Raw genomic sequence first — 23,450 nt, forward strand, 5'->3', positions numbered from 1 at the left:
GCCGGGGCCCGCCTCTGGAGGGGCGGGCCCGGTCCGTAATGCGTGTGGTGCTTGTTCGCCCGTTTCGGGTCAGCCCTGCTTCAGCGGCTCGATGGTCAGGATCGGGCGCAGCTCGGCGTCGGCGCGCAGCCGCTCCAGCCACTGGACGACGGCCGCGGCGGTGGTGCGGTGCGAGGCGTCGTTGAGAACGTCGTGCAGGCCCTCGTGCAGGACGCCGAACGTTGCGCGCGGCAGGCGGTGAGCCAGGGCACGGGCCTGCTCCAGGGGCGTCAGCGGGTCGGCAGCGCCGTGCAGGACCAGGATGGGGAGGTCCGGGAGGGCGTCGGTGAGCAGGTGGTGCGGTACCGGCCCGGTGAGCCGGCCCCTTGCGAAAGCCGGGTCACTCGTCAGCTTCTGGCGGTGGGTCGGGCACGCCGTGCGGGCGTTCAGCTCGGCGTCCCAGTCCGAGGCGGTGTCCGTGTCGGCGCCGGCCGGACCGGTACCTGTCGTGGGGGCTGTGCCGGCAAGGACAAGGCCGTCGAGGGTCAGATGGTCGGCGTCGGTGGCCGCCGCGGTCTGGAGGGCCTGGAGGGCACCCGTGTCGCTGCCGGCCAGGACGACGGGCGCGACGGGGTCGGGGCCCGCGGCCTCGGCCGCGGCGGTCAGGACGGCGTCGGGGTCGTGCTCGGGCGTGGTGTCCAGGGCGTGGACGATGTACCCGTCGGCGGACAGGCGGCGGCCGAACCGCTCGTAGACGAGGCCGTGTTCGCCGCGCCCGGGGAGGACGACGAGGGTGCCGCGCGGGGCGATGCCGGCGGGTGGCTGCCAGCTGTGAGCGGTGGCGGCGGACGGGGCGGGGGTGGTGGCGAGGTCGGTCATCGGGCGCTTCCGGCGAGGGTGAGGGGCGCGGCGGTGGCGGCGCGGTGGGCGAGTTCCTGGCGGACGAGCGGCAGCAGGTGGCGGCCGTAGTCGATGGCGTCGTCGAGCGGATCGAAGCCGCGGATGAGGATCGTGGTGACGCCGATGTCGATGTAGTCGAGGAGGGCCTGGGCGACGGTCTCCGGCGTACCGACGAGGGCGGTGGTGTTGCCGCCCGCGCCGGTCGCGGTGGCGGTGGGCGTCCACAGGCAGCGGTCGTGGAGGTCGGCCTTGGCGGCGGCCGCGAGCAGGCGCTGGGAGCCGGCGTTCTGGGGCGTCGGCGTGCCGGTGTGGTGCGGCGAGTTGGGGAAGAAGGGGCGGCCGGCACCAGCCTTGATGGTGTCGAGGATGCGGTGTGCGCGCTCCCAGGCGAGTTCCTCGGTCGGGGCGAGGATGGGACGGAAGGAGGCGCTGATGCCGGGCGGTTCGGTGCGGCCCGCGGCCTCTGCGGCCGCGCGGACGGAGGCGATCTGCTCGGCGGTCTCGGCGAGCGGCTCGCCCCACAGGGCGAACGTGTCGGCGTGCTTGCCGCCCACCCGGTACGCGGCCTCCGAGGAGCCGCCGAAGTAGAGCGGGATACCCGACGGACGGTGTGGCAGCACCCCGGGCGTGTAGTCCTCGAAGCGGTAGTGGCGGCCTTCGTGGCTGAAGGACTCGGAGGAGGACCAGGCGCGCCTCAGGATGCCCAGGTATTCGTCCGTGCGGTCGTACCGCTCGTCCTTGTCCAGGTAGTCGCCGTCCCGGCGCTGTTCAGCGTCGTTGCCGCCGGTGATGGTGTGAACGGCGACGCGGCCCTCGGTGAACTGGTCGAGGGTGGCGAAGCTGCGGGCGGCCAGCGTCGGGGCGATGAAACCGGGCCGGTGGGCGATGAGCAGGCCGAGGCGTTCGGTGCGGGCCGCGACGTACGCGGCGACCTGGGGGCCGTCGGGCCGGGTGGAGCTGTAGCCGATGAGGATCCGGTCGAAGCCGGCGTCCTCGTGGGCGCGGGCGAACCGGGCCGTGTACGCCGGGTCGATCGCCGGACCGGTGGCGGGCCGGGTCTCCGAGGCGTCATGGGTGCCGATCATGCCGATGAACTCGACGGACGGGCTGGTCATGGTCAGTTGCTGCCTTTCACTGCGGTGAGGCGACGGTCGAGGGCTGCACGGCCGACGGCGGTGAGGACGGAGTCGTCCTGCGGAGTGTGGACGCGGCTGCAGAGGACGTCGCGGTAGTGGCGTTGGAGGGGGTTGGCTCGGGTCAGGCCGTGGTTGCCGGTCAGTTGCAGGGCCTGTTCGACGGCGCCGATGGCGGCGCGGGTGCCGAGGACCTTGGCGATGCCTGCCTGGTCGAGGGCGTCCTGGTCGCCTGCGTCGACGCGCGCGGCGAGGGATTCGACGAGGACGCCGGCCCCGGTGAGAGCGCTCTCGATCTCGCCGACGGCGGTCTGGAACCGGGGCAGGGTGGCCAGCGGCGCGCCGAGCCCGGTGGGGACGCGTTCGTGGAGGAAGCCGGTGAGCCAGTCGCGGGCTGCGTCGGCGACACCGAGGTACAGGGCTGTGAGCCCGAGAGCGTTCCACGCTCCGGATGCCACGTCCTGGCGGGCGCCGGGAGCCGCGGTGCGGGCCTCGGTGAGACCGACGACCTCGTCGAGGGGGACGCGGACCCCGTCCAGCAGCACGTCGTCGCTGCGGCTGGCGCGTAGCCCGACGTGGTCCCATGTCGGCTCGATGGACAGCCCCAGGCTGCCGCCGCGGACGACGAACGAGCCGACACGTACCGGGTCTTCGTCCGTGCGGGCGTAAACAAGCATGCGGCTCAGCCCGACGGCGCCCGTCGAGTAGATCTTGCGGCCCGTCAGCACCCAGTGATCCCCGTCGCGGCGGGCCGTGGTCGCGGGCAGACCGCCGCGCACCGGGCTGCCGAGCTCGGGCTCGACACGCAGTGCGTTGACGAGGGCCGGGCGGCTGGCGGCTTCGGTGAGGAACTCGGTGTAGGCGGCAGACGGCCAGCTCGGGGTCCGGGCCTCTCCGGCGTGGACGAACAGCGTCATGGCGGTGACCAGGGCGACGGCCGGGTCACCGGCGCCGAGGGCGCGCAGGATGCGGACGGTGTCGGCGAGGCCCTCGCCCGGGCCGCCGTACCGGGGTGCGACGGTCGCGGTGAGCAGCCCTGCCTTGTGCACCAGGGCGATGCCCTCGGTGGGAAAAGACGCGTCGCGGTCGTGCTCGGCGGCGCGGGCGGCGAGGGCCCGGGTGACGTCGGGGAGACGGTCGAGACGGGGCGGCGGCAACGCTGGGGCGGGGCGGACGGTACGAGGGCCGTCTGCGTCCCGGCTGTCGGCACGGGGTTCATCCGTGTCGGGGCGGTCGGTACGTGGGCCGTCTGCGGCCGGGCGGTCGGCGCGGGGTTCATCCGTGTCGGGGCGGTCGGTACGGGCTCCGCCCGCGTCGAGGGTGCCGGTGGTGGTCAAGCCCTTGGTCTGGCCAGTACGTGTCACGAGGTCTCCGGCCGGTCGCGGTGATCGGCGTTGGTCGCGGTGATCGGGGTGGTCGGGTTGATCGGGGTGGTCGGGTTGATCGGGATTGCTTGGCGCGGCTCTTGGGGACGAGGGGCGTGGCGCGCCACGGACGCGCCATCCTGGAGAAGCGGCGGGCGCCGCACCGTCACGGCCGGCGCCTGGCCCTCGTACTTCTCCGCCTGGACGAGGGCGTGCTGCCCCGTGCAGCCCTGGCTGAGCCGGGAGCTGGGCACGTCGGCGGTGAGGGCGTTGGGATTGCCGTGCACGCACAGCGGCACATCACCGTCGCCGTCGGGAGCCGGGTCGAACCACGCACCGGTGGGCAACCGCAGCACGCCGGGGCGCAGCCCGTCGCCGATCCGGGCTCCGGCGAGGACGGCGCCGCGGTCGTTGAAGATGCGTACGACGTCGCCGTCGCGGATGCCGCGGGCTGCGGCATCGTCGGGGTGGAGTTCGACCGGCTCGCGCCCGGCGACCTTCGAGGCCATGCTGTGCGCGCCCATGTCGTACTGGCTGTGCAGCCGGGTGGCGGGCTGGTTGGCGATGAGCAGCAGAGGGTGGCGCTCGGCAGCGGAGGCGCCGGGCCATTCGTCGGGCTCCAGCCAGGCGGGGTGCCCCGGGCAGTCGGTGAGCCCGAGAGCCGCGATCGCGGCCGAGGTGATCTCGATACGGCCGCTCGGGGTGTCCAGCGGAAAGGCGTCCGGGTCCCCGCGGAAGTCCTCGAAGAGAGTGAAGTCGCTTGGGCCGGATGGAAGTTCGTACTCCCCGGCCGCCCAGAATTCCTCGAAGCCGGGAACGTCCGCACTGGTGGCGCTGCTCAGCTCCTCGCGCCACTCACCGTACAGGTGCTCCAGCCACTGGCGCGGCGTACGGCCTTCGGTGAAGCGTTCTCCGAAGCCAAGGCGGGCGGCGATTCCCGCGAGGATGGCGTAGTCGTCACGGGCCTCGCCCACGGGGTCGACGGCGCGGTGCATGGCGATCAGATGGGTGTCGCGTCGGCCGCCGCCGAAGTCCTCGCGTTCGAGGGTGGTGGTCGTGGGCAGGACGATGTCGGCGTGGCGGGCGGTGGCCGTCCAGTGGGGTTCGTGGACGACGATCGTCTCGGGTCGCGCGAAGGCACGGCGCAGCCGTCCGAGGTCCTGATGATGGTGGAACGGGTTGCCGCCGGCCCAGTGGACGAGGCGGATGTCGGGGTAGGTGCGACGCTCGCCGTCGTAGTCGTAGCTCCCGCCCGGGTGTAGCAGCATGTCGGCGATGCGGGCGCAGGGGATGAACTCGTCGACGGGGTTCGGTCCTTGGGGCAGATACGGCAGTCGCAGTTGGGGGCCGTGGTCGCCGACGTCGCCCATCGATCCGTAGCCGTGCCCGAAGCCGCCGCCCGGCAGCCCGATCTGGCCGAGCATCGCGGCGAGGGCCAGCCCCGCCCAGACGGGCTGCTCCCCGTGCTGGATGCGCTGCAGTGACCAGGTGACGGTGACCAGGGTGCGCGATGCGGCCATGCGGCGTGCGAGCCGGCGGATGTCGTCGGCGTCGATACCGCAGATGCGGGCGGCCCAGTCGGCGCACTTCGCCGTGCCGTCCTTGCGGCCGTCGAGGTAGCGGGCGAACGTGTCGAAGCCGGTGGTGCAGCGGTCGAGGAAGGCACGGTCGTGCAGGCCCTCGGTGAGCAGGGTGTGTGCGAGGCCGAGCATGAGAGCGGTGTCAGTGGCGGGAACCACCGGGTACCACGTGCTGTCCAGCCCCTCGGGCAGGTCGGCCCGCAGCGGGCTGATCAGCGCGATGTGGGTGCCCGCGGAAGCGAGGCCGGCGAGATGCCCGGGGGTGCGGTGCCGGGTGACGCCGCCAGGGGTCACGTACACGTTCTTCGCGGGGATGCCGCCGAACGCGACGATCAGCTCGGTGTGCTGCGCCAGCGTCGGCCAGCTGGAGGCCGCGCGCAGTACCGCTTCGGTGCCCGCCCGCCCCAGCAGGTGGGGAAGCAGGACGAGCGAGGTGCCGAGGCTGTAGGAGTTTCGGGACGCGGTGTAGCCACCGAGCTGGCTGAGGAAGCGGTGGAGTTGGCTCTGCGCGTGGTGGAAGCGGCCGGCCGACGCCCAGCCGTAGGAGCCGCCGAACACCGCCTGGGGGCCGTGTTCGTCGCGTACGCGGGCGAGCTCGGCCGCGACGAGGTCGAGCGCCTCGTCCCAGCCGACCTCGACGAACGGCTCGCGGCCGCGTGCCCGGCTCGGTCCGGGCCCGGTCTCGAGCCAGCCGCGCCGCACCGCGGGCCTGCGCACGCGCGTGGCGTGGCGCAGCGCCCCGTCGATGTTGCCGAGCAGCGGTGAGGGCGCGGGGTCGGCGGGATGCGGCCGGATGTCGAGCCGTCCGTCCGTGTCGGGTCGCACGCTGTACGCGCCCCAGTGCGAGGTGGTGGGCACATGCGAGGTCACGGGCGGCAGGGCGTCCGCACGAACGATGGGTACGGGGGGTGTCATGCGGGCACCACGGGGTCTTCCAGGGCGGCCGGGGCGGTCCGCGCGTCGCGTACGGCTCCGGAGCGGACCAGGTCGATGAGGGTGCCGTAGTCCCGGGCGTCGGCAAGCGGGGAGAAACCGCGGATGAGCAGGGTGGTGACGCCGAGGGCCACATAGTCCAGCAGAGAATCGGCGACCTGCTCGTAACTGCCCACCAGAGCAGTGGAGTTGCCCGCCGCACCAGTGGTCTTGGCGATCTCGGTCCACAGGCGCTTGTCGTGCACCTCGCCCTTTGCCGCGTACTCCAGGAGGCGCTGGGAGCCGCGCTGCTCGCTGTGGTCGATGTTGAAGGACTTGCGCAGCTCGCCGAAGCGCTCCTTGGTCAGCCGCAGGATCTCCCGGGCGCGCTCCCATGCCTCGGTCTCGGTCGCGGCGGGAATGGGCCGCAGGCTGACGCTGAACCGCGGGTCGCGGCCGTACGGTGCGGCGGCGGCCCGCACCTCGCGGATGCGCTGGGCGATGCCGGCCAGCGGCTCGCCCCAGAAGGCGTAGACGTCGGCGTGCTTGCCACCTACACGGATGGCGTCGGCGGAGGCGCCGCCGAAGTACACAGGGATGGGTGCGGCGGGGCGCACGGCGGAGAACCCGCCTTCGACCTGGTAGAACTCGCCGCCGTGGTCGAAGGGTTCGGTGGCGGTCCACTCCTTGCGGACCACGTCCAGGAAGTCGTCGGTGCGGCGGTAGCGGGTCGGTTTGTCGGTGAAGTCGCCGTCGCGCGCCTGGTCGGCGTCGTCGCCGCCCGTGATGACGTGCAGGGCGACCCGTCCGGGATGGAAGGCGTCGAGGGTGGCGAACTTGCGTGCGGCCAGCGTCGGGGCGACGAAGCCGGGGCGGTGCGCGAGCAGGACGCCCAGGCGCCGGGTGTGGGTGAGGACCTGGTCGGCGACGGTGAAGCCGTCGGGGCTCGCCGAGGAGTGGGCGACCAGGACACGGTCGAAGCCGGACGCCTCGTGGACGCGGGCGACCTCGCGTACGTAGTCGGGCTGGACGACGGGGCCAGGGGCGTGGCCCGCGCCCGGCTGCGGGGAGCCGTCGGCGAGGGTGGCGGTGGGCGTGGCCGGACCGCTCTCGCTGGTCTCCTGGGTGGCGGCGAAGCCTATGAACTCGATGGTCATGGCGGCGTGACTCCGGGGTGGTCGAAGGGATGGGGGCGGGGCGCCGACGCGCCGGGTGCTGTTGGGCGGCTCAGCCGAGGCGGTCGCGCCAGGAGTCGGCGTGGTGGCAGGCGACCGTGTGCACGGCGGCCAGGGTCAGGGCACCGGCCGTTGCGGCGGGCGCCTCAGGGGCCCGCGACACTTCCGGTGCGCCTACGGCCGCCGTACGCGGCTCCGTACCGCACGCGTCGTCGGCGAACCGGCAGCGCGGCGCGAAGACGCAGCCCACGTCGTCCGGCCACGGGTCTCGCCCAGCCGGGACTCGCAACTGTGCGGGCAGCAGCCGGTGTTCCGAGCGCACGCTGGGGGCGGAGGCCGTGAGCAGCGCCGTGTACGGATGCCGTGGGTGCTCCAGCACCTCGCTGATGGGGCCCTGTTCGACGAGCCGGCCGCGGTAGAGGACGGCCACCCGGTCGGCGATCCCGGCGAGCGAGCTGAGGTCGTGAGAGATCACGACGACGGCGAGACCCAGGTCGCGGCGGAGGCGGTCGAGGAGGCCCAGGACGAGGTTGCGGTTGGAGGCGTCCAGAGCGCTGACGGGTTCGTCGCTGAGCAGCAGTTGCGGCCGGGTGACGATCGCCCGCGCCAGCGAGACGCGCTGCCGCTGTCCGCCGGAGATCTGCCCGGGGATACGTTCCCCGAGCTCCGCAGCGTCCAGGCCGACAAGGGTCAGGGCTTCGTCGGCACGCGCTGCTCGCTCCTGCCGGGTCAGCGCACCGACGGCCGCGAGCGGCTCGGCAACGATCTGGCGGACCATCAGGTCCGGGTCCTGGGACCGCAGCGGGTCCTGGAACATGTACTGGATCCGTCCCGAACGGCGGAAGTCCCGCAGCTCACGGCGGTCCAGGGCAGTCAGGTCGCGGCCGTCGAAGCGGATGCTGCCCGCGTCGGGGCGGACCAGTCCGACCGTGGCGCGTGCGAGCGTGGTCTTGCCGGAACCGGTCTCGCCGATGATGCCGACGATCTCCCCCGCCCGGACGGTGAGGCCGACGTCGGCCAGCACACGCGTACGCCGGGCGGATCCTCGTACGACAGCCCGGCGGCCGTAGGACACACCGAGCCCAGTGATCTCCAGCAGGGCCGCCGGCTCGCCAGACTCTGGGGTCTGCGCGCTTCGGTCGGGCGCCAGGATGCTGCTCACAGGGCGGCTCCTTGCGGGACGGGAAGGCCGGCGTCGGCTGCGGCGGCGGAGGGTGTCTCGCCGGACGGGCCGGCAGGGCGCAGGCAGCGGGCCCTGCGACCGCCCTCGAGCGTGCGCAGGGCGACGGGCCCGGCGGTGCACTCCTTCGTCGCGTGGGCGCAGCGGTCGGCGAAGCGGCAGCCCGGCAGGTCCGCTCCCGTCTCGGGCGGTCGGCCGGGGATGATGTCGAGTTCGCGGCGTCCCCAGTCGCCGATGGACGCCACCCGCAGCAGCGCTTCGGTGTACGGGTGGGCGGGCGCGGCGAGGACCTCGGCGGTCGGGCCGTCCTCGACGATCTCTCCCGCATACATCACGACGACGCGGTCGCAGCTCTCGGCGACCACGGCGAGGTCGTGCGTGACCAGCAGCAGAGCGAGTCCCTGTACCTTGCGGAGGTTCTGGAGCAGTTCGAGGATCTCCGCCTGGATGACGACGTCGAGCGCGGTGGTCGCCTCGTCGGCGATGAGGAGTTCCGGTTCGCAGGAGACGGCGATAGCGATGAGGACGCGCTGCAGCATGCCGCCGGACAGCTCGTGCGGGTACTGGTGGTAGAGCTCCGCGGGGCGGTGCAGTCCCACGGCGGCGAACAATTCCACGGCACGGGCGTGCGCCGCCGACCGCGACAGGCCGCGTCCCACGCGCAGTTGTTCGGCGAGCTGGCGGCCGACGGTGAGCGACGGGTTGAGGTACGAGGCGGGGTCCTGGAAGACCGCGCCGATGCGGCGGCCGCGTACCGCGTTCCACTCCCTGCGGGAGAGCGCGGTCAGTTCGGCGGACTCGGCCGACGCGTCCGTGGCGGTACCCGCGTCCGTGCCTCCGTCTGCGTCCGCGGAGAGCGTGATCCGTCCGGCAGAGACCCGGCATCCGGGCGGCAGCACGCCCAGCACAGAGCGGCAGGTGAGGCTCTTGCCACTGCCCGACTCCCCCACCAGGCCGACCGCTTCGCCGCGCGCCAGGCTGAAGGACACGTCACGTACGGCGCGTACGGTCCGGCCGATGGTGACGTCGAGCCCTTCGACGGTGAGTACGGGGGCCGGGGAGGCGGACGGGCGGGCATGCGAGCTGTTGCTGGGAGCGCTCTCTGCGCGCAGTGGCTCCCTCGTGGCTTCAGCCGGTCGTGACACGGTGCTCGGCCTCCTCTGCCTGTTCGATGTGGGTCCGCTCGACGGTCGCCGCCGTGCCGCCGTGGTCGTTCGACGGCAGGTCGAGATCTCCCGATGACGTCGCACTGCCGGCGGAACGGCCCTGTGCTTCCCGGGGCTTGAGCGGTTCCCCGGCGTCGTCGTCGGTCACCACAGCGTCGGCTGGGGCGGTGGCCTCGGCGCGCGGCGGCTTCCCCAGCTCACCGACCGCGGGAGCTCCGCTGTCGCGAATCGCGTCCGCGAGGAGGTTGAGCGCCCCGACAGTGATCATGATCGCGACACCCGGGATGAGCGGCGCCCAGGGCTGCTGGGCCAGATAGCCGAGGTCGGAGGCGAGCATCCCGCCCCAGGTCGGCGCGGGCGGCTGGACGCCGAGACCGAGGAAGGTCAGCGACGAGACGACGAGCAGGGCCTGCCCGACCGTCTGGGCCGTGGTCACCGCGACCGTCGGGAGGATCTTGCCCCAGACATGGGTGCGCAGGATCCACCAGCGCGAGGCGCCCATCAGCTCGGCGGCCTCCACGTACTGGGCCTGCTTGAGGCCGAGCGCGGCCGCCCGGGTGACGCGGAAGTACAGCGGTGCGAACAGCACACCGAGTGCCAGCATCGCCTGGTGCATGCCGTTGCCCAGCGCCCCGACCACGGCGATCGCGAAGACCGTGAACGGCATGATCATCAATGTGTCGGCCGCCCGCTGTGTGCTCCACTCCACGGTCCGGCCCAGCCACACGGACGCGACGCCGGGGATGACGCCCAGCAGCATTGCGGCGGCGACCGCCTCCAGTGCACCGGCGATCGACAGACCGGTACCGGCGATCAGCCTGCTGAGGACGTCCCGGCCGAGATAGTCCGTGCCGAGCAGATGAGCTGCGCTGGGCCCTTGCAGCATGTCCGCGGGATGCTGGGCCAGCGGATCGTCCGGCGCGATGGCACCGCCGGCGACGGCGAGCAGCGCGACGACGGACAGGACGGCCAACGCGACACGGGCCGAGCGCTGGCGCCAGGTGAGACGGAGAACCCTCATGCGCCGCCTCCCTCGGCCGACGCGGTCCGGGTGCCTCCGCCGCTGTTCCTGCGGGCGGCCGGGTTGAGCGCGGCGAGCCCCGCGTTGACCGCGATGTTCGCGACGAGTACGACGGCCACGGTGACGAGGAGGGTGCCCTGGACGACGGGGATGTCGTGCCGCTCCGCTGCCTGGAGCGACAGCTGCGCGATGCCGGGGAGGTTGAAGATCTTCTCCGTGACGACGGCGCCGCCGAGGATCACCGGCACGCTCATGCCGAGGACCGTCAGCGCGGGTCCCGCGGCATTGCGCAGCACATGCCCGAACAGCACCCGCCGAGCGGAGAATCCGCGCATCTCGGCGCCGATGACGTAGTTCTCGCGCAGGGCCCCCACCAGGGAGGTACGCAGCTGACGGGCGATGGAGGCGGCTGCGTCCAGGCTCAGTGCGAAGGCGGGCAGGATCGCGTACCGCAGCCACTGCCCGGCTCCGGCGTTCAGCGGTTCGTAGCCGCCGGTGGGCAGCGCACCGAACTGCACGGCGAAGACGACGATGAGCACGATGCCGATCAGGAACGGCGGCAGAGTCGACAGCACCGAGCAGACGAGCGTGACGGCCCGGTCGATGCGGCCGCCGCTGTGAAGAGCCGCGGCGATACCGGCGCTCCCGCCCATCACCACCGCGAGCAGCAGAGCGAGACCGGCGATGGACAGGTCGACGGGCAGGGCCTGGGCGATGCTGTCCGCCACGGGCACGCTGGTGAACCACGACACGCCGAGATCACCGCTGAGGGCGCTCCCGAGCCAGGTCACGTACTGCACGTACAGCGGGCGGTCGAGGCCGAACTGCGCTTCCATGCGCGCGATGTCGGCCGGTGTGGCGAGGTCACCGAGGACGGCGGCGGCCGGGTTGGCGTCGGACAGGGCGCCCAGCGCGAAGGTCAGCAGGGAGGCGAGGATGAACACCGTGGCGGTGACGACGAGGACCCGGCCGAGCGGGCGGGGCGCCGAGGCGAGGCGCCGGGACAGCCACTCCAGTGCGTGCGGCCGTGCTGCCGGCCCGGCGGAGGACGGACCCGCCCCGTCGCCTGCGCGTCCGCGGCCCGGGTCGGTCAGAGCGGGAGCGCTCATGAGACGGTGACCCCCTCGAACCGCTGGACGACGGTGTAGGCCGGGATCTCGGAGACCTTGGGATTGCGGGCCAGGATCCGCGGCACGGTGTAGAGGAACACGTTCGGCATCGTGCGCACGGCGATGCCCGTCGCCTTCTGCAGCACCTTCGGGTACTCCGACGACTCGAGCGGCGTGTGGCGGACGACGTCGAGAGCCTTCTCGAGCTCGGGTGAGGTGGTGCGACCCGGGTTCATCAGCCCTTCCTTGCCGAAGAGCACCTGGAAGGCCTGGGTGGCGGAGTCGCGTCCGGCGAACTGGTCGACGTACAGGGCCTTGCTGCGCTGGATGTAGACGATCTGTGTCGCCTGGTCCGAGGGAATGGTCTCGATGGTGGCGGCGATGCCGACCTTCTTCAGCTGAGCCTGGATCAGCTCCGGTACACTTTCGGCCTTCTGGGCCGACAGCGTGATCTTCAGCCCGTCCGCATAACCGGCCTTGGCCAGCAGCTCCTTGGCCTTCTCCGGGTCGTACGGGAACAGCTTGTCGAGCGCATCGTCGTGGCCCGCGTAGCCGCTGGGGAAGGGCTGGCGGGTGACCTCGCCGTAGCCGAAGGCAGCGGTCTTCAGGAGCTCTTCGCGGTCGATCGCATACTTCAGGGCGAGGGCCACGTCCGGGTCGGTGAAGGGCTTCTTGCCGATGTGCACATCAAGGACGGCCACGACCATCGACGGGATGACCTGGACCTCCAGGCCGGCGGCCTTGGCGGCCTTGACCTGGCTGCCGGGTATCTGTGCGACGTTGTACTGCCCGGACTGCAGCGCCGCGACGACGGTCGAGGGCTCCGGGAGCGGATAGAGCTCGAAGTTCTCGGTCTTGATCTGGTCTGTGTCCCAGTAGGCGGCGTTGCGGCGCAGGACGGCCTTGGAGTTCTCGACGTACGAGACGAGGGTGTACGGCCCGGCGCCGGCGGGCTTGGTGGCCAGGCTCGCGGCGTTCTTCTCGAAGACCTTCGGGTTGACGATCATGCCGGTCTTGCCGGCGAGAAGAGCGGGGACCTGGAAGTCGGGTTCTTTCAGCCGCAGTTCGACGGTGTGCTCATCGAGCGCGGTCACCTTCTTGACGCCGATCAGCTGGGCGGCCACGAGGGACTTCTCGTAGTCACGGCCACGCTCGAGGCTCTTCTTCACCGCCGTGGCGTCAATGGGACTGCCGTCGCCGAACGTCAGTCCCGGGCGGAGGGTGAAGGTCACGACGGTGCCGTCGTCGTTGTACTTCCACGACTTGGCCAGGGCGGGCACGGCGACGCCCTTGGGGTCGAGCTTCGTCAGCGCCGCGTAGACGAGGGAGAGGGCGTGCACGTCCCATCCGGCCGACGAGGTGACCGGGTCCCATGAAGTGGGCAGCTGCCAGCCCCACTTGAGCGTTCCTCCGCCGCTTCCGGCGGTCGAGGTGGACTGTCCACCGCAGGCGGTCAGGGCGAGGGCGGCTCCGGCCCCGAACGACAGCCCGAGGAAGGAACGCCGGTCCAGGGCCTTCAGGGCCGGAAGCCGGTCGTGGCGCGGACTGTCCGCGTCGGCGCCCGCGAACGGCGATCGGCCGGACGGTTCTTTGGTGGACGGCAAGCGGAACTTCGGCATGGAAGCGCACCTTTCTGGGCCGCGCCGCGTGAGACGGGTACTCGGACGGGCCGTTGGGACGCCCTGTCGGTGGGGCGCGGGCGGAGGAGGTGAGGGGCAAGTGGAGGCGGAGCCGGGCGAATGAGGGTGCTGCTCCTCAGAGCCGCTCCCACAGTGGTCGGCGGTGGCAGACGGGGCAGTCCGGCAGGACGGTCTGGCTCAGCCCATCGGCGGAGGAGAGCAGCGAGGAGCGCCTGAGTGACGGCGGGGACGGACCGCACCACACTCCGCGTCAGAGGGGCGCTGCCCAGGCACAGATCATCTGATGCAAAAGCGCTGATGCGTCTTCAAACCGCGATGCGTCCCTCAGACCACGAGGCCCTTCCCTGGCTGCGACGCTGTGCAACGAGGCAGCGCTGGGCGGGATCCCGAGATCCGGAGGTGCGAAGGGCGCCGACCGACCGGGTCAGCGACAGAGCGCGCTGGAGGTGCGCAGATAATCCACGTAGCGGCAAACCACGCCAGGGTGCAGCGAAAGCATGTCCGTATCCTCACGGCTGCACACCCGCACTGTCAATGGACACCTTCAGGTATCTCATTGTCCGAGACCCCGGCGACCTGCGCTTTCGTTCAAATTACCCGTCGCCGACTGGGTTTGAAGTCGCGACTGCCGACCGACTCACGCAGGTGCGGACGTCAGGGCGAGGCTCAAAGCCGATAGCCCCGAGGTCAGCATTTCCGGCGTGTAGCGGGGTGGGTCTCGGCCTCCTCCGGGTGCAGCCACAACAGCCCGTTCGCCGTCTCCACCACGGTCGCACCGCGCGGCGGCTCCAAGGTCGTGGTCAGCAGCTGGAGTTCGGGCTGGGTGAGGCTGCGCCAGTGGCTCAGCGCCGCGTCAGGGGACATAGGCCGGGGAGGGGGAAGCGGTCTCCCGGCCGCCGCGGCGGCCGCGTCGAGGTACTCCTGGAGAGGCCGCCACCCCGGTACGCAGACCCGTCCGCCCGGGCCGTCGAACAGCAGCGTCGGCAGGGCGTAGCGGCGCCCGTCGCCCACCTCTTTGGCGCGCCCGGGGTGCGGTCCCGGCCCTTGCAGGTCGCACACCTCGGCCAGGGGCCTGCGGGTCTCCGCCCAGTCATCCCGCACCGCCGCACGCGCGTCGGCCGTCGTCCGGTCGTCGAGCAGTTTCCGGACGTCGAGCCCAGGAACGCCGCGTACGGCCTCCTCCACACCGGCCGGAGTGTCCGCCGGCGTGCCCAGCACGAAGGTCGTCTCCCGCAGCCGCCGCAGTACACGCTCCGCCACCCGCTCACCCTGCGCCTCGGCGGCCTTGGCCGCGATCGACGCGGGCCAGCTGGTGCGGCTCAGCCAGTGCAGACGGGCGGCGTACGGTGCGTGCGTGTGCTCGGCGACGCCCTTGATGAATCCCTCGTACCAGCGTGCCTCGGCATCGGGGTCGGGGGCGGGGTCGTCGTCCTCGTCGAAGAGGATGCCGAACACCCGCCGCCACCGCAGGTGAGGTGCCAAGCCGTGCCGCAGCAGCCGGAAGGCCGGTTCGGAGCCCCAGGCCCACGGGCACGCAGGGTCGGTGAACTCAGTGACGTGTACGAGCGGTCGGGCAGCGGAGCCCGTCCCCGCCTCGCCCGTTTCCGCAGCCCGCGTACTCATGCCGTGACGGCCGCAGCGGCGTCGCGCGCCCTGTCAGCCTCATCGTCCTCGGTCTCCTTGCTCGCTCCCTGTTCCGCGAGATCGCCGATGGTCGTCCGCGCGAGCAGCGCCCGTGCGGCGGACTCGACCCCGCGCCACAGGCCCGGCAGGCCGGACGCGGCACCTGGATAGCCAAGGACCTCGGGGCGTTCGCCGCGCACGGTGAAGAACTCGCCGTCAACGGCCGTCATCACCTCGGCGACCGTGATCGTGCCGGCGTCACGCCCGAGCCAGTAACCCCCCTCGCAGCCGCGCTGGCTGCGCACCAGACCGGCCGACCGCAGGTCGCGGAACACGGATTTGAGGAAGCGGAACGGAATGTCCTGCGCCGAGGCGATGCTCTCGCACGTCAGCGGGCGCGTACTGTCGGCGGCGAGTTCGACGAGCGCCCGCACCGCGTAGTCCGCTCTGGCAGATATCTGCATGTGCACCGTCTTCCCGAAGCGTCGGTTCCAGCGTCGGCCGACCTGCACAGACCGCGGAACGGCGAGGCCGACGGCAATGGACACATCTTGACATCCATTTCCCGGGCTCTCTACGGTCAGCTCAAGGATCTTGCGCACGCCCTCGGCTGCCGAGCCCCGGCTGCGGCCTTCCCGCAGCCTCTGCCCGGCCCAACACCGGCGGGCGCCCGCCCCATTCCGGCCCGGCCTCATCGGCCCGCCCCGACGAGCAGGACTCCCTCCCATGGCCCCGCACACCCCGCCCACGCCGTCCGGTGAAGACACCCCCGCCCAGCACGATGCCTTCCACCCGCACCTTCCGGACAACGGCCACGACCACACCGGTGACGACAGCAAACTGCCGCTGCACGCCCGCTTGCATCACATCCGCGCCGACGGGCTCGACGGTGACACGGCCCAGACCGGCGGCATGCGCCGCTTCGCCGCGATCAGCGGGCGGAATGTGGGCTCCGAGCACATCTGGATGGGTCAGACCCATGTCGCCCCCGACACCGCGTCCTCCAACCACCACCACGGAGCCTCCGAAACGGCGATCCACGTCGTGAAGGGCCACCCGGAGTTCGTGTTCCTCGACGACTCATCGGGCACGTCCGAGGAGGTCCGGATCCGCACGGCACCCGGCGACTACATCTTCGTCCCGCCGTTCGTCCCCCACCGCGAGGAGAACCCGAGTTCCGACGAGGAGGCCGTGGTGGTGATCGCCCGCAGCACCCAGGAAGCGATCGTGGTCAACCTGCCCGAGCTCTATGTCCTCGGCAAGGAGCCGGGCAGGGGTTGAGAGCGCTCCCCCCATTACGGGCGCCCGATCAGTCGCCCGGTATCGGCGAGCATGGTTCCAGGCAGGGCATGTCCTCAACCCACAGTCCGGCGATGTTGACTGCGGGACCGCCGGCGGACGATCGGTTTCCGATGTCCCAAATGGGCCGCAGTACGCCGGGGCCGGGGATAGGCGTCTTGCGTCGGGCTTCGACAGCGTCTCCCAGAAACGGACCTCGCTCGCCTGCTGGGCGGATGGCACACCAGGTCCCGCTGGCCCTGTTCCTCCAGCACACGGATCAGGAGGGCGTTGGCCTGCTTGCTGGGGCAGTGGTGCAACAGCCCGGCGACAGAGGGGCCGGCTCTGCGACGAAGCCGTCGAGGATGACGGTGATGATCCGTTGCGTGGGGTCGCCGGGGTGGGCTCGTGCGGTCCCTGCCGCGATTGCGGATTCGATCATCTCGAAGACCAGCAGGAGATCTGTGGGTTCGACGTCCTCGCGGAGCTGTCCGTCGGCCTGGGCCCGCCGGAACGCCGGGGTGAGAACCGCGACCAGCTCATCGGCGTACCGCTCCTGGTAGCGCACCGGCAACTCCCGGAAGAGGCGGACCAGTGGGCGCTTGGAGACCTGCGAAGCCAGCACCATGGCCAGCAAGTCGCGGAACGAGCGGCGCTCCGTCTCCTCCTGCTTGAGGATTCGCCTCAGCATCCTGAGTTGTTGCGTTGCGACGGCGAGGCCGAGTGCTCGCCGGTCAGGAAAGTGGCGGTAGACGGTCGCCCGCCCGAGGCGCACACGACGTGCGATCTCCTCCAGGGACACGACCTCGGAACCCTGAGCGAACGCCTCGTCGGCAACTCTCAGGATCTTCTCGCGATTGCGCCGAGCGTCAGTGCGGTGGGGGCTCAAGTCGACGTCCTCGCTGACTCCATCAAGCGGATGTTACTGGCGGTAAATGAGATCTGCACATCGTTCCTTGTCTCGGTTCACCTCCGTAAACTCCCGGCTGCGACCGCGCCGCAACGCACCAGCACCTCTTGCCACGGAGGACCCACGAATGACTGCTCTGAGCCGACGGACCGTCATCAAGGGGGCGACCGCCGCCGCGGGTCTCTCCCTCCTTCCGACGCCGGCCTCGGCAGCGGCGAGCCGCGTCCCGTTGACGAGGGAGGAGCACCGAGTCGTCGTCATCGGCTCCGGGTTCGGCGGCGGTGTCACGGCGCTGCGGCTCGCGCAGGCCGGGGTGCCCGTGCTCGTCTTGGAGCGCGGGATCCGATGGCCCACCGGTCCCAACGCGGAGACGTTTCCCCACCCCACCTCACCGGACAAGCGAATCTTCTGGCTAGGCTCGGCTCCCTCGCTGTTCGGGATCGTGTCGTTGCCCTTCGAGCGGTACACCGGCCTGCTGGAGCGGGTGCCCGGCATCGGGATGGACATCATGTGCGCCGCCGGAGTCGGCGGTGGTTCCCTGATCTATCAAGGCATGACTCTTCAGCCCGATGAGGGCGTGTTCAACGCCAACTTCCCGGAGCAGCTCGACTACTCCCGCATGGACCACGTGTACTACCCGCGCGTCGCCGGCATGCTCCAACTGGGGACCGCACCCGATGAGCTGATCAACAGCAGGACCTACAAGGCGTCGCGCGTGTTCGCCCGCAACGCCGAACAGGCCGGCTACGCGGTGTCGAAGATTCCGATGCCGATCGACTGGACCTACGCGTTGCGGGAGCTGAAGGGCGAGATGAAGCCGTCCTACACCAACGGCGACTGCAGTCTGGGGGTGAACAATGGTGGCAAGCACTCGGTCGACGTCACCTACATCGCGAGCGCGGAAGCCACCGGCCGCTGCACGGTCGCGACGCTGCACAACGTCACGGACGTCGCGCTGGCCAAGGACGGTCGCTGGCAGATCCTCGTCGACCGCATCAGCACCGACGGCACGGTGCTCGAGAAGAAGGTCATCACGGCCAACGCACTGGTCATGGCCGCCGGGACGGCCAACACCACAAAGCTGCTGATGCGCGCGGCGGCCGGTGGCGGCATCCCGGACATGCCGGATGGTCTGGGCACGAACTGGGGTTCCAACGGGGACCGCATCTACACCTGGACGAACTTCGCGGACGACTTCGGCTCACCGCAAGGCGGGCCGGTCGTCTACGGCAGCAAGGAATGGAACGACCCGACGCGGGCCAACACCGTCATTCAGGCCTCGCTTCCGCCGCTGCCCAACCTGCGTACCACGATGCTGGTCGGCTACGGCGTGAGCCAAGGACGGGGCCACTTCGTCTACGACTCGGTCAAGGACGATGCCGTGCTGCACTGGCCGGCCAACGCCGACGCCGCGTTGGCCGAGCGTATCCACACGAGGGTCACGCGCATCGCCGGCGCAGCCGCCGCCGAACTCGACACGACAACCCTCGTACCCAGCACCTGGCACCCGCTCGGAGGCGCCTCCATGGGCACGGTCTGCGACCTTGCCGGCCGAGTCCTCGGGCACCGCGGGCTGTACGTGCTCGACGGGGCCTTGATGCCGGGGAACACCGCGGCGTGCAACCCGTCCATGACCATCGCAGCCGTCGCCGAGCGGGCGATGGACGAGATCATCGCCCAGGACGTGGACGTCGTCTTCTGACCGGCACCGAACCCGTCGCCCTGGCACCCACGCTCCAAGAGGGGCCGGCCCGACGCGGACCTGGAGGCGAGCTGCGCGAAGGTGGGGCCGCTGCGTAGGGGGCCAGGCTCATCGAAGGGCTGGCCCCGGAGCGGCGACCGCCTGCTCGTGGGACAGGGGCACCCACTGGAAGCGGCCTCATGCGCCGCTCGCCCAAGACCTCGAGCGCGACACCTCAGCATGGGAGACGGCCCGGAGACTTGCCGGACGGGGGCTGGTTCCGGACCGCACAACTGGTCCCGCGGGTCGATCCTCGTGCCGTGCTGCGCCAGTAGACGCCGTGGTCAGCAAGAGCTTTCGTGGCGGAGGCAACCTTGCGTACAGTTCGTGGCCGAATTGTGTCGGGCCTAAGGACGGCTCCACATAAGGGTGTTGACTTCGAGGCCATCCGCGTTCTCGGGTGACACCCGTGGCCCATAGGACGCAGTAGAAGTTGACCCCGTCATGAGGGTCGACAGGCCCGCCCTCTGGGGGAGGTATGCGGGCTTGGCGCGCAGGGTCAGGTTGGTATCCCCGTGCCGGCCTGACCCTGCGCGCACCGGCGGCCGGGGCGACGCGGAACCACCGTTGTGCGGCAGGCGAATTCAGAGCCTGGTCAAGGGCTGCTTCACCCTCGGAAGTGGCAGCTCAAGCGCATCCCCGGGGCTCGGGTGCGGTGCAGGCTGGCTTGTCAGACCCTGTCGCTAGCGTTCGCATCCATGGGAATCCACTGCGAGTACGTTCGTTTGTCGCCTGCTGATCTGGAGCGATCGCTGGCTGATCCCTCCTGGGCAGATCAGGCAGTCAGCGATTGCCGGTCGCCGCGGAGCCATCCCTGGAAGATGTCGATGAACGCCCCGGGATACTCGTCGGGGAGCCGGGTCTCGCGTTCGAGGCCGGCCGCGGTCTCGGGTGGAATGTCGATGTCCAGTGACGCCAGGTTGTCGTCCAGTTGCGCCATGGTGCGGGCTCCGATGATGACGGAGGTAACGGGCCTGGTCCGCTGCCACGCGAGCGCCAGCTGCGCGGGTGTGCAGCCGATTTCGGACGCGGCCTTTTCCACGACGGCGGCCACCCGGAATCCGCGGTCGTTCTTGAACAACGCGTCGATGGCGACCTCGCGCTGTCCCAGCCGGGTGTCCGCCTGGCGGCCGGGTTTGACCTTGCCGGTCAGCATCCCGGCTGCCAGCGGGCTCCAGCCGACGAAGCCCAGGCCCTCTTCGTCCAGAAGCTGGAAGTGCTCGCGCTCCAGGCCTCGCACGATGAGGTTGTACTGCCCCTGGAAGGCGACGAACCGGTCCACGCCCAGCCGGTCACAGATTCCCAGCGCCTTCATCAGCCGGTAGGAGCGCAGGTTCGACGCGCCGATATGGAGTACCTTTCCGGCGCGCACGAGTTCACCCAGTGCCGAGATCGTCTCTTCCAACGGGGTCGCCGTGTCGTCGACGTGCACCCAGTACACGTCGATGTGGTCGGTGTTCAGCCGCCGCAGGCTGGACTCGCACGCCGCTCTGATGTGCTTGCGTCCTGTCCCGCGGTCATGCGGTCCACGGCCGACCGGCAGGCCGACCTTGGTGCCGAGGACGACCTGCGCGCGCTTTCCGCGCAGGGCCCTTCCGCAGATCTCCTCGGAGGTCCCGTAGGCGTCGGCGGTGTCGATGAAGTTCCCGCCCGCGTCGAGGTAGCGGTGTACGAGCGCGGTAGCGGTCGCCTCGTCGCACCCCCACCCCTTCATGCCGAACGTCATCGCGCCAAGCGCGAGTTCGGAGACGTACAGGCCGCTGCGGCCGAGGCGCCGCATCCGCATGCCGCTCACACCGCCTCCGCGGACTGGTCGATGACCCAGCGCACCATGCGGCGCATGGGCTCGGTGCCGTCGTGCGGCATGCCGAACGTCTGCTCGCGGTCGGCCTGGGACTGCTGGTGGAACGACGTGCCCAGCGGCAGCGTGCGTTGCACGCCGTGGAGTGCAAGGTCGTCGCGCAGTCGCTCGCGCAGTGCTTCGGGGTAGATGCCGACCGTCTGCGTCTCCTCGCTGACCCAGCGCGGTACGCGGCTGATGTCCGGCACCGGGACGAGGTTGACCACGCGATTGGCCAGGCGGTCGGCGAACTCCACCGGTTCGTCCGCGGTCCGGGAGACCACGACGCCTGCACTGGCCGTGTCCCCGATCACCCGGTAGAACTCGTCGTCGAGCGCCAGGGCCCGCATCTCGTCCTCGAGGTCCGGATCGGGGCGCTTGGGCGCGGTGGACTCGTGCGGGGGGAGGGCGAGGAAGGCCTGGTGTACCGCCGTACCGAAGGCCTCCAGACGCTCTAGGTCCTCTTCACCGTCGTCGCATTCGACGTACACGACACGTGTGCTGGAGCACGCGGTCTGGTTCATGCGTCCGGCCATGAGTGCGACGCCGAGAGCCGCTTGACGCATGGCGGCGGTGTCTTCGAGTGCCTCGTGGCCGACGATCGAGATCGACAGCTTCGGGTTCATGGCGATGAGTTCGATGCCGGGGACGAGGTATTTCTGGATGTGCGTCATCGAGGCCATGCCGCCCCACGCGGTGAGCTTCTCGATCCGCGAGGGCCGGATGACCTGTCGCTCGATCTCCTCGTCGCCGCCCTTCCAGTACGCGACGGCGAAGTGCTTGGTGACCGGGTGGTCCGGGTCGAGTTCGACCATCGTGCGCAGGATCGCCGGTGCGGTGAACGGGTCGTTGGAGGGCGTCTTGATCAGGCAGTCCGCCTTCGTCAGTGCCGCGCGGATCACCGTCAGACCGGCGGTGACCGGCACGTTCCCGGCGATGATGTGCAGGTGGCGGGTGCCGACGGCGCGGATGCGGATCGTCGAGGTGCCGGGGCGGCCCTGTTCGACCCAGCCGTCGAGGTAGGCCTTGCCCACCATCCTGTCGACCTGGCCGCTGAGCCGGTCGCGGTGGAACATGGCGGGGAACTGCTCGTACACCGGCCGCAGGACGGGCGCGGTCATCTCGCCGGCGTCCAGTGCGAGCCGGAACGCCGTCTGCATCAGCGGGTTCTTGTCGATGTCCAGGCGCGGCCCCAACTCGGCGAGGAAGTCGATGATCTCGTCGATCGGTGTCGCCTGCAGGTCACGCAGGTCGCCGGGATCCCTGAGGACGAGGTCGCCGGCGTACTTGCGGGGGTCCGCCTGCCGGAACCGGGCGCCGGCCCGGCCTCCGAACTCCAGGGCGTCGTCGCCGGGTTCGATGACGCGTCCCCGAATGACGATCGGTATGTCGAGAGCCGGCGCCGCGTCTGTTTCCGCGGTCGCCGCTGCTTCAGTGGTCACGTTGGTCTTTGTGGTCACGGTGGGCTCGGCTCCTCAGGTCCCGCTGACGTAGTCCATGAAGTCGCTGTACGCCTTGGCGGTCCCGGCGCAGGTGATCTTGTCGTCGCCGCCAGCCATCTCGGCGAACCGGACGATGTCGTCGCTGATACGCGGGCCCTTCCAGCCGCAGGCGCAGTCCTCGTCCCAGTGGATGGTCACGCGGTCGCCGGAGATGAATCCGCCCCAGTAGGTCTCGGCCAGCAGATCGAACAGCGCCAGCCGCCCGGTCTGCACCCCCTTCCTCTGGTAGGGCACGGCGTCCTCGTCGAGCACGATCGGGATGGTGTGCGGCAGGAAGTGGTAGTAGTCCTCGGTGCACTTCGGCGCTGTGCCCATGCACTCGGACATGCCGTACAGGCTGGCGATGCGATCGATGCCGAAGAACTCGGTGAGCAGCCGCCGCCAGTCGTCGGGGGCGTCCTTGTAGCCCTTCATGCCGCCGCCGGCCATGAGGAGGGAATCGGGCGCGAAGTCGCAGACGACTCCGTTCTCGCGCCCCTTCAGCGCGAGCCGCACCAGGTCGGCGGAGGTGCCGCCGACGCGTACACGCTTGCCGCGGAACTCCTCGGCGAGGCTGGCGAACCAACGCTGGAGATCGTCGTCGCGGTGGCGGCTCGCCTCGATGAGCTGCCTGCGCTCCTCGAGCAGCTGAGTATCGATCTCGAGCGTGGCGAGCTCGCCGCGCTCTTCCGCCGCCTGGAGCCGACCGGCGAGGGAGAGCAGGTCGGACGAGAGCGGGTAGTCGTACAGCATGTGACGGCCTGCTTCGCCCCCGGCGGAACCTTCGGCGAAGAGCCGGCCCATCTTCGTCATCATCTGGTGGCCTGAGCGGTAACCGGCCGAGAAGGTGGGGATCTTCACCTTCCGGATGTCGATGCCGATCGCGGCATGCATGGCCTCGAAGTACGCGTTGCTCCACGCGGGCCACTCCGTGCGCGACCGCGGAATGAAGCTCAACTTGCCCGTCGTGCCGGTGGAATGACCGATGATCATTCCGTGCTCGTCCAGCCGGGTGAGCCACGCGTCGACTGAATTCACGCCGTCGAGGGGCACCTTGGTGATGTCGTGCAGGGTCAGTCGCCGCAGCCACTTCGTCAGGCGGGTGAACTGCCGCTTCTCGATGAGGCTCAGCGGATAGCTCTTGTAGACGCGATGGTCGAACAGGAGCGGCACGACGTCGGGGACCGTCTCGATGCGGTCGACGCCCTGGCGGGCCGCCAGTTTGTCCAGTGCTTCGACGGCCGGGCGGAGCGTTTCGAAGCGCCGGACGAGCGCTTCGCGCTGGGCCTCCTCGACGTCGGCTTTGCGCAGGGAGAGCAGCACGTCGAAGGGCTGCTGCGTCCATGCGGCCACGTTGTCGGGATCCAGGGACGTGAGCTGTTCGGTGGTGCCCATCGATTGCCCCCTCTGTATGCGGG

At 70.7% G+C, this 23,450-nt stretch carries 17 protein-coding genes and 1 pseudogene; 2 read left to right on the plus strand and 16 right to left on the minus strand.

Annotated elements, in window-relative coordinates; translation table 11 throughout:
* Window positions 1-69: 69 nt before the first annotated feature.
* From ABT009_RS29705 to ABT009_RS29760, 12 genes and pseudogenes are all read right to left on the minus strand, one after another.
* Window positions 70-858 carry an alpha/beta hydrolase gene (locus ABT009_RS29705; protein WP_351301558.1) on the minus strand — a complete coding sequence of 263 codons (789 nt, stop codon included), beginning with the start codon at window positions 856-858 and terminating at the stop codon, window positions 70-72.
* Window positions 855-1,994 carry an LLM class flavin-dependent oxidoreductase gene (locus ABT009_RS29710; protein WP_351301561.1) on the minus strand — a complete coding sequence of 380 codons (1,140 nt, stop codon included), beginning with the start codon at window positions 1,992-1,994 and terminating at the stop codon, window positions 855-857. The genes ABT009_RS29705 and ABT009_RS29710 overlap by 4 nt, the downstream gene beginning before the upstream one ends.
* Window positions 1,995-1,996: 2 nt before the next feature.
* On the minus strand, window positions 1,997-3,376 hold the full coding sequence (locus ABT009_RS29715) for an acyl-CoA dehydrogenase family protein (RefSeq protein ID WP_351301564.1): 1,380 nt from the start codon (window positions 3,374-3,376) through the stop codon (window positions 1,997-1,999).
* Entirely contained in the window at window positions 3,373-5,871 is a 2,499-nt protein-coding gene (locus ABT009_RS29720) for a molybdopterin-dependent oxidoreductase (RefSeq protein ID WP_351301567.1), read from the minus strand. Before ABT009_RS29720 ends, ABT009_RS29715 begins: the two co-directional genes overlap by 4 nt.
* The gene (locus ABT009_RS29725) at window positions 5,868-7,025 is read right to left on the minus strand and encodes an LLM class flavin-dependent oxidoreductase (protein WP_351301570.1); all 1,158 of its coding nucleotides are present in this window, start codon (window positions 7,023-7,025) and stop codon (window positions 5,868-5,870) included. Before ABT009_RS29725 ends, ABT009_RS29720 begins: the two co-directional genes overlap by 4 nt.
* A 70-nt stretch (window positions 7,026-7,095) precedes the next feature.
* Window positions 7,096-8,205, minus strand: a complete 1,110-nt coding sequence (locus tag ABT009_RS29730; RefSeq protein ID WP_351301573.1) for an ABC transporter ATP-binding protein — start codon at window positions 8,203-8,205, stop codon at window positions 7,096-7,098.
* A complete protein-coding gene (locus ABT009_RS29735) occupies window positions 8,202-9,368 on the minus strand; it encodes an ABC transporter ATP-binding protein (protein ID WP_351301576.1) in 1,167 nt (388 codons plus the stop codon). Before ABT009_RS29735 ends, ABT009_RS29730 begins: the two co-directional genes overlap by 4 nt.
* A gap of 178 nt (window positions 9,369-9,546) precedes the next feature.
* Window positions 9,547-10,410, minus strand: a pseudogene (locus tag ABT009_RS29740) (ABC transporter permease); the annotation flags it as partial.
* Window positions 10,407-11,519, minus strand: a complete 1,113-nt coding sequence (locus ABT009_RS29745) for an ABC transporter permease (RefSeq protein WP_351301582.1) — start codon at window positions 11,517-11,519, stop codon at window positions 10,407-10,409. The gene ABT009_RS29745 and the pseudogene ABT009_RS29740, both read right to left, overlap by 4 nt.
* Complete coding sequence (locus ABT009_RS29750; protein ID WP_351301585.1) at window positions 11,516-13,138, minus strand: ABC transporter substrate-binding protein; 1,623 nt, start codon at window positions 13,136-13,138, stop codon at window positions 11,516-11,518. The genes ABT009_RS29745 and ABT009_RS29750 overlap by 4 nt, the downstream gene beginning before the upstream one ends.
* A gap of 708 nt (window positions 13,139-13,846) precedes the next feature.
* Window positions 13,847-14,782, minus strand: a complete 936-nt coding sequence (locus ABT009_RS29755) for a DsbA family protein (protein ID WP_351301588.1) — start codon at window positions 14,780-14,782, stop codon at window positions 13,847-13,849.
* Window positions 14,779-15,246 carry an RrF2 family transcriptional regulator gene (locus ABT009_RS29760; protein ID WP_351301591.1) on the minus strand — a complete coding sequence of 156 codons (468 nt, stop codon included), beginning with the start codon at window positions 15,244-15,246 and terminating at the stop codon, window positions 14,779-14,781. The genes ABT009_RS29755 and ABT009_RS29760 overlap by 4 nt, the downstream gene beginning before the upstream one ends.
* 262 nt (window positions 15,247-15,508) lie before the next feature.
* On the opposite strand from ABT009_RS29760, the gene ABT009_RS29765 reads away from it, so the two are divergent.
* A complete protein-coding gene (locus ABT009_RS29765; RefSeq protein WP_351301593.1) occupies window positions 15,509-16,063 on the plus strand; it encodes a cupin domain-containing protein in 555 nt (184 codons plus the stop codon).
* A 277-nt stretch (window positions 16,064-16,340) separates the two neighbouring features.
* Here ABT009_RS29765 and ABT009_RS29770 read toward each other — a convergent pair whose 3' ends face one another.
* Complete coding sequence (locus ABT009_RS29770) at window positions 16,341-16,949, minus strand: TetR/AcrR family transcriptional regulator (RefSeq protein WP_351301596.1); 609 nt, start codon at window positions 16,947-16,949, stop codon at window positions 16,341-16,343.
* Between the two features lie 148 nt (window positions 16,950-17,097).
* Here ABT009_RS29770 and ABT009_RS29775 point away from each other — a divergent pair, with 148 nt between their 5' ends.
* On the plus strand, window positions 17,098-18,672 hold the full coding sequence (locus tag ABT009_RS29775) for a GMC oxidoreductase (RefSeq protein ID WP_351301599.1): 1,575 nt from the start codon (window positions 17,098-17,100) through the stop codon (window positions 18,670-18,672).
* 814 nt (window positions 18,673-19,486) lie between these two features.
* Here ABT009_RS29775 and ABT009_RS29780 read toward each other — a convergent pair.
* The 3 genes from ABT009_RS29780 to ABT009_RS29790 are packed head-to-tail and all read right to left on the minus strand — an operon-like array spanning window position 19,487 to window position 23,427.
* On the minus strand, window positions 19,487-20,497 hold the full coding sequence (locus ABT009_RS29780) for an aldo/keto reductase (RefSeq protein WP_351301701.1): 1,011 nt from the start codon (window positions 20,495-20,497) through the stop codon (window positions 19,487-19,489).
* A 5-nt stretch (window positions 20,498-20,502) separates the two neighbouring features.
* Window positions 20,503-22,011, minus strand: coding sequence for an acyl-CoA reductase (locus ABT009_RS29785; RefSeq protein ID WP_351301602.1), 1,509 nt, complete (start codon window positions 22,009-22,011; stop codon window positions 20,503-20,505).
* 15 nt (window positions 22,012-22,026) lie between these two features.
* Window positions 22,027-23,427, minus strand: coding sequence for a hypothetical protein (locus ABT009_RS29790; RefSeq protein WP_351301605.1), 1,401 nt, complete (start codon window positions 23,425-23,427; stop codon window positions 22,027-22,029).
* Window positions 23,428-23,450 lie beyond the last annotated feature (23 nt).

The sequence above is a fragment of the Streptomyces sp. NPDC002896 genome (genome assembly GCF_040295225.1).
Classification (GTDB): Bacteria; Actinomycetota; Actinomycetes; order Streptomycetales; family Streptomycetaceae; genus Streptomyces.

Excerpts from the sequence above, each read along its gene's own strand:
- ABT009_RS29745 (WP_351301582.1), bottom strand. The coding sequence starts at position 11,519 with ATGAGCGCTCCCGCTCTGACCGACCCGGGCCGCGGACGCGCAGGCGAC.
- ABT009_RS29720 (WP_351301567.1), bottom strand. The coding sequence starts at position 5,871 with ATGACACCCCCCGTACCCATCGTTCGTGCGGACGCCCTGCCGCCCGTG.
- ABT009_RS29780 (WP_351301701.1), bottom strand. The coding sequence starts at position 20,497 with ATGCGGATGCGGCGCCTCGGCCGCAGCGGCCTGTACGTCTCCGAACTC.
- ABT009_RS29755 (WP_351301588.1), bottom strand. The coding sequence starts at position 14,782 with ATGAGTACGCGGGCTGCGGAAACGGGCGAGGCGGGGACGGGCTCCGCT.
- ABT009_RS29750 (WP_351301585.1), bottom strand. The coding sequence starts at position 13,138 with ATGCCGAAGTTCCGCTTGCCGTCCACCAAAGAACCGTCCGGCCGATCG.
- ABT009_RS29765 (WP_351301593.1), top strand. The coding sequence starts at position 15,509 with ATGGCCCCGCACACCCCGCCCACGCCGTCCGGTGAAGACACCCCCGCC.
- ABT009_RS29760 (WP_351301591.1), bottom strand. The coding sequence starts at position 15,246 with ATGCAGATATCTGCCAGAGCGGACTACGCGGTGCGGGCGCTCGTCGAA.
- ABT009_RS29775 (WP_351301599.1), top strand. The coding sequence starts at position 17,098 with ATGACTGCTCTGAGCCGACGGACCGTCATCAAGGGGGCGACCGCCGCC.
- ABT009_RS29705 (WP_351301558.1), bottom strand. The coding sequence starts at position 858 with ATGACCGACCTCGCCACCACCCCCGCCCCGTCCGCCGCCACCGCTCAC.
- ABT009_RS29790 (WP_351301605.1), bottom strand. The coding sequence starts at position 23,427 with ATGGGCACCACCGAACAGCTCACGTCCCTGGATCCCGACAACGTGGCC.
- ABT009_RS29710 (WP_351301561.1), bottom strand. The coding sequence starts at position 1,994 with ATGACCAGCCCGTCCGTCGAGTTCATCGGCATGATCGGCACCCATGAC.
- ABT009_RS29725 (WP_351301570.1), bottom strand. The coding sequence starts at position 7,025 with ATGACCATCGAGTTCATAGGCTTCGCCGCCACCCAGGAGACCAGCGAG.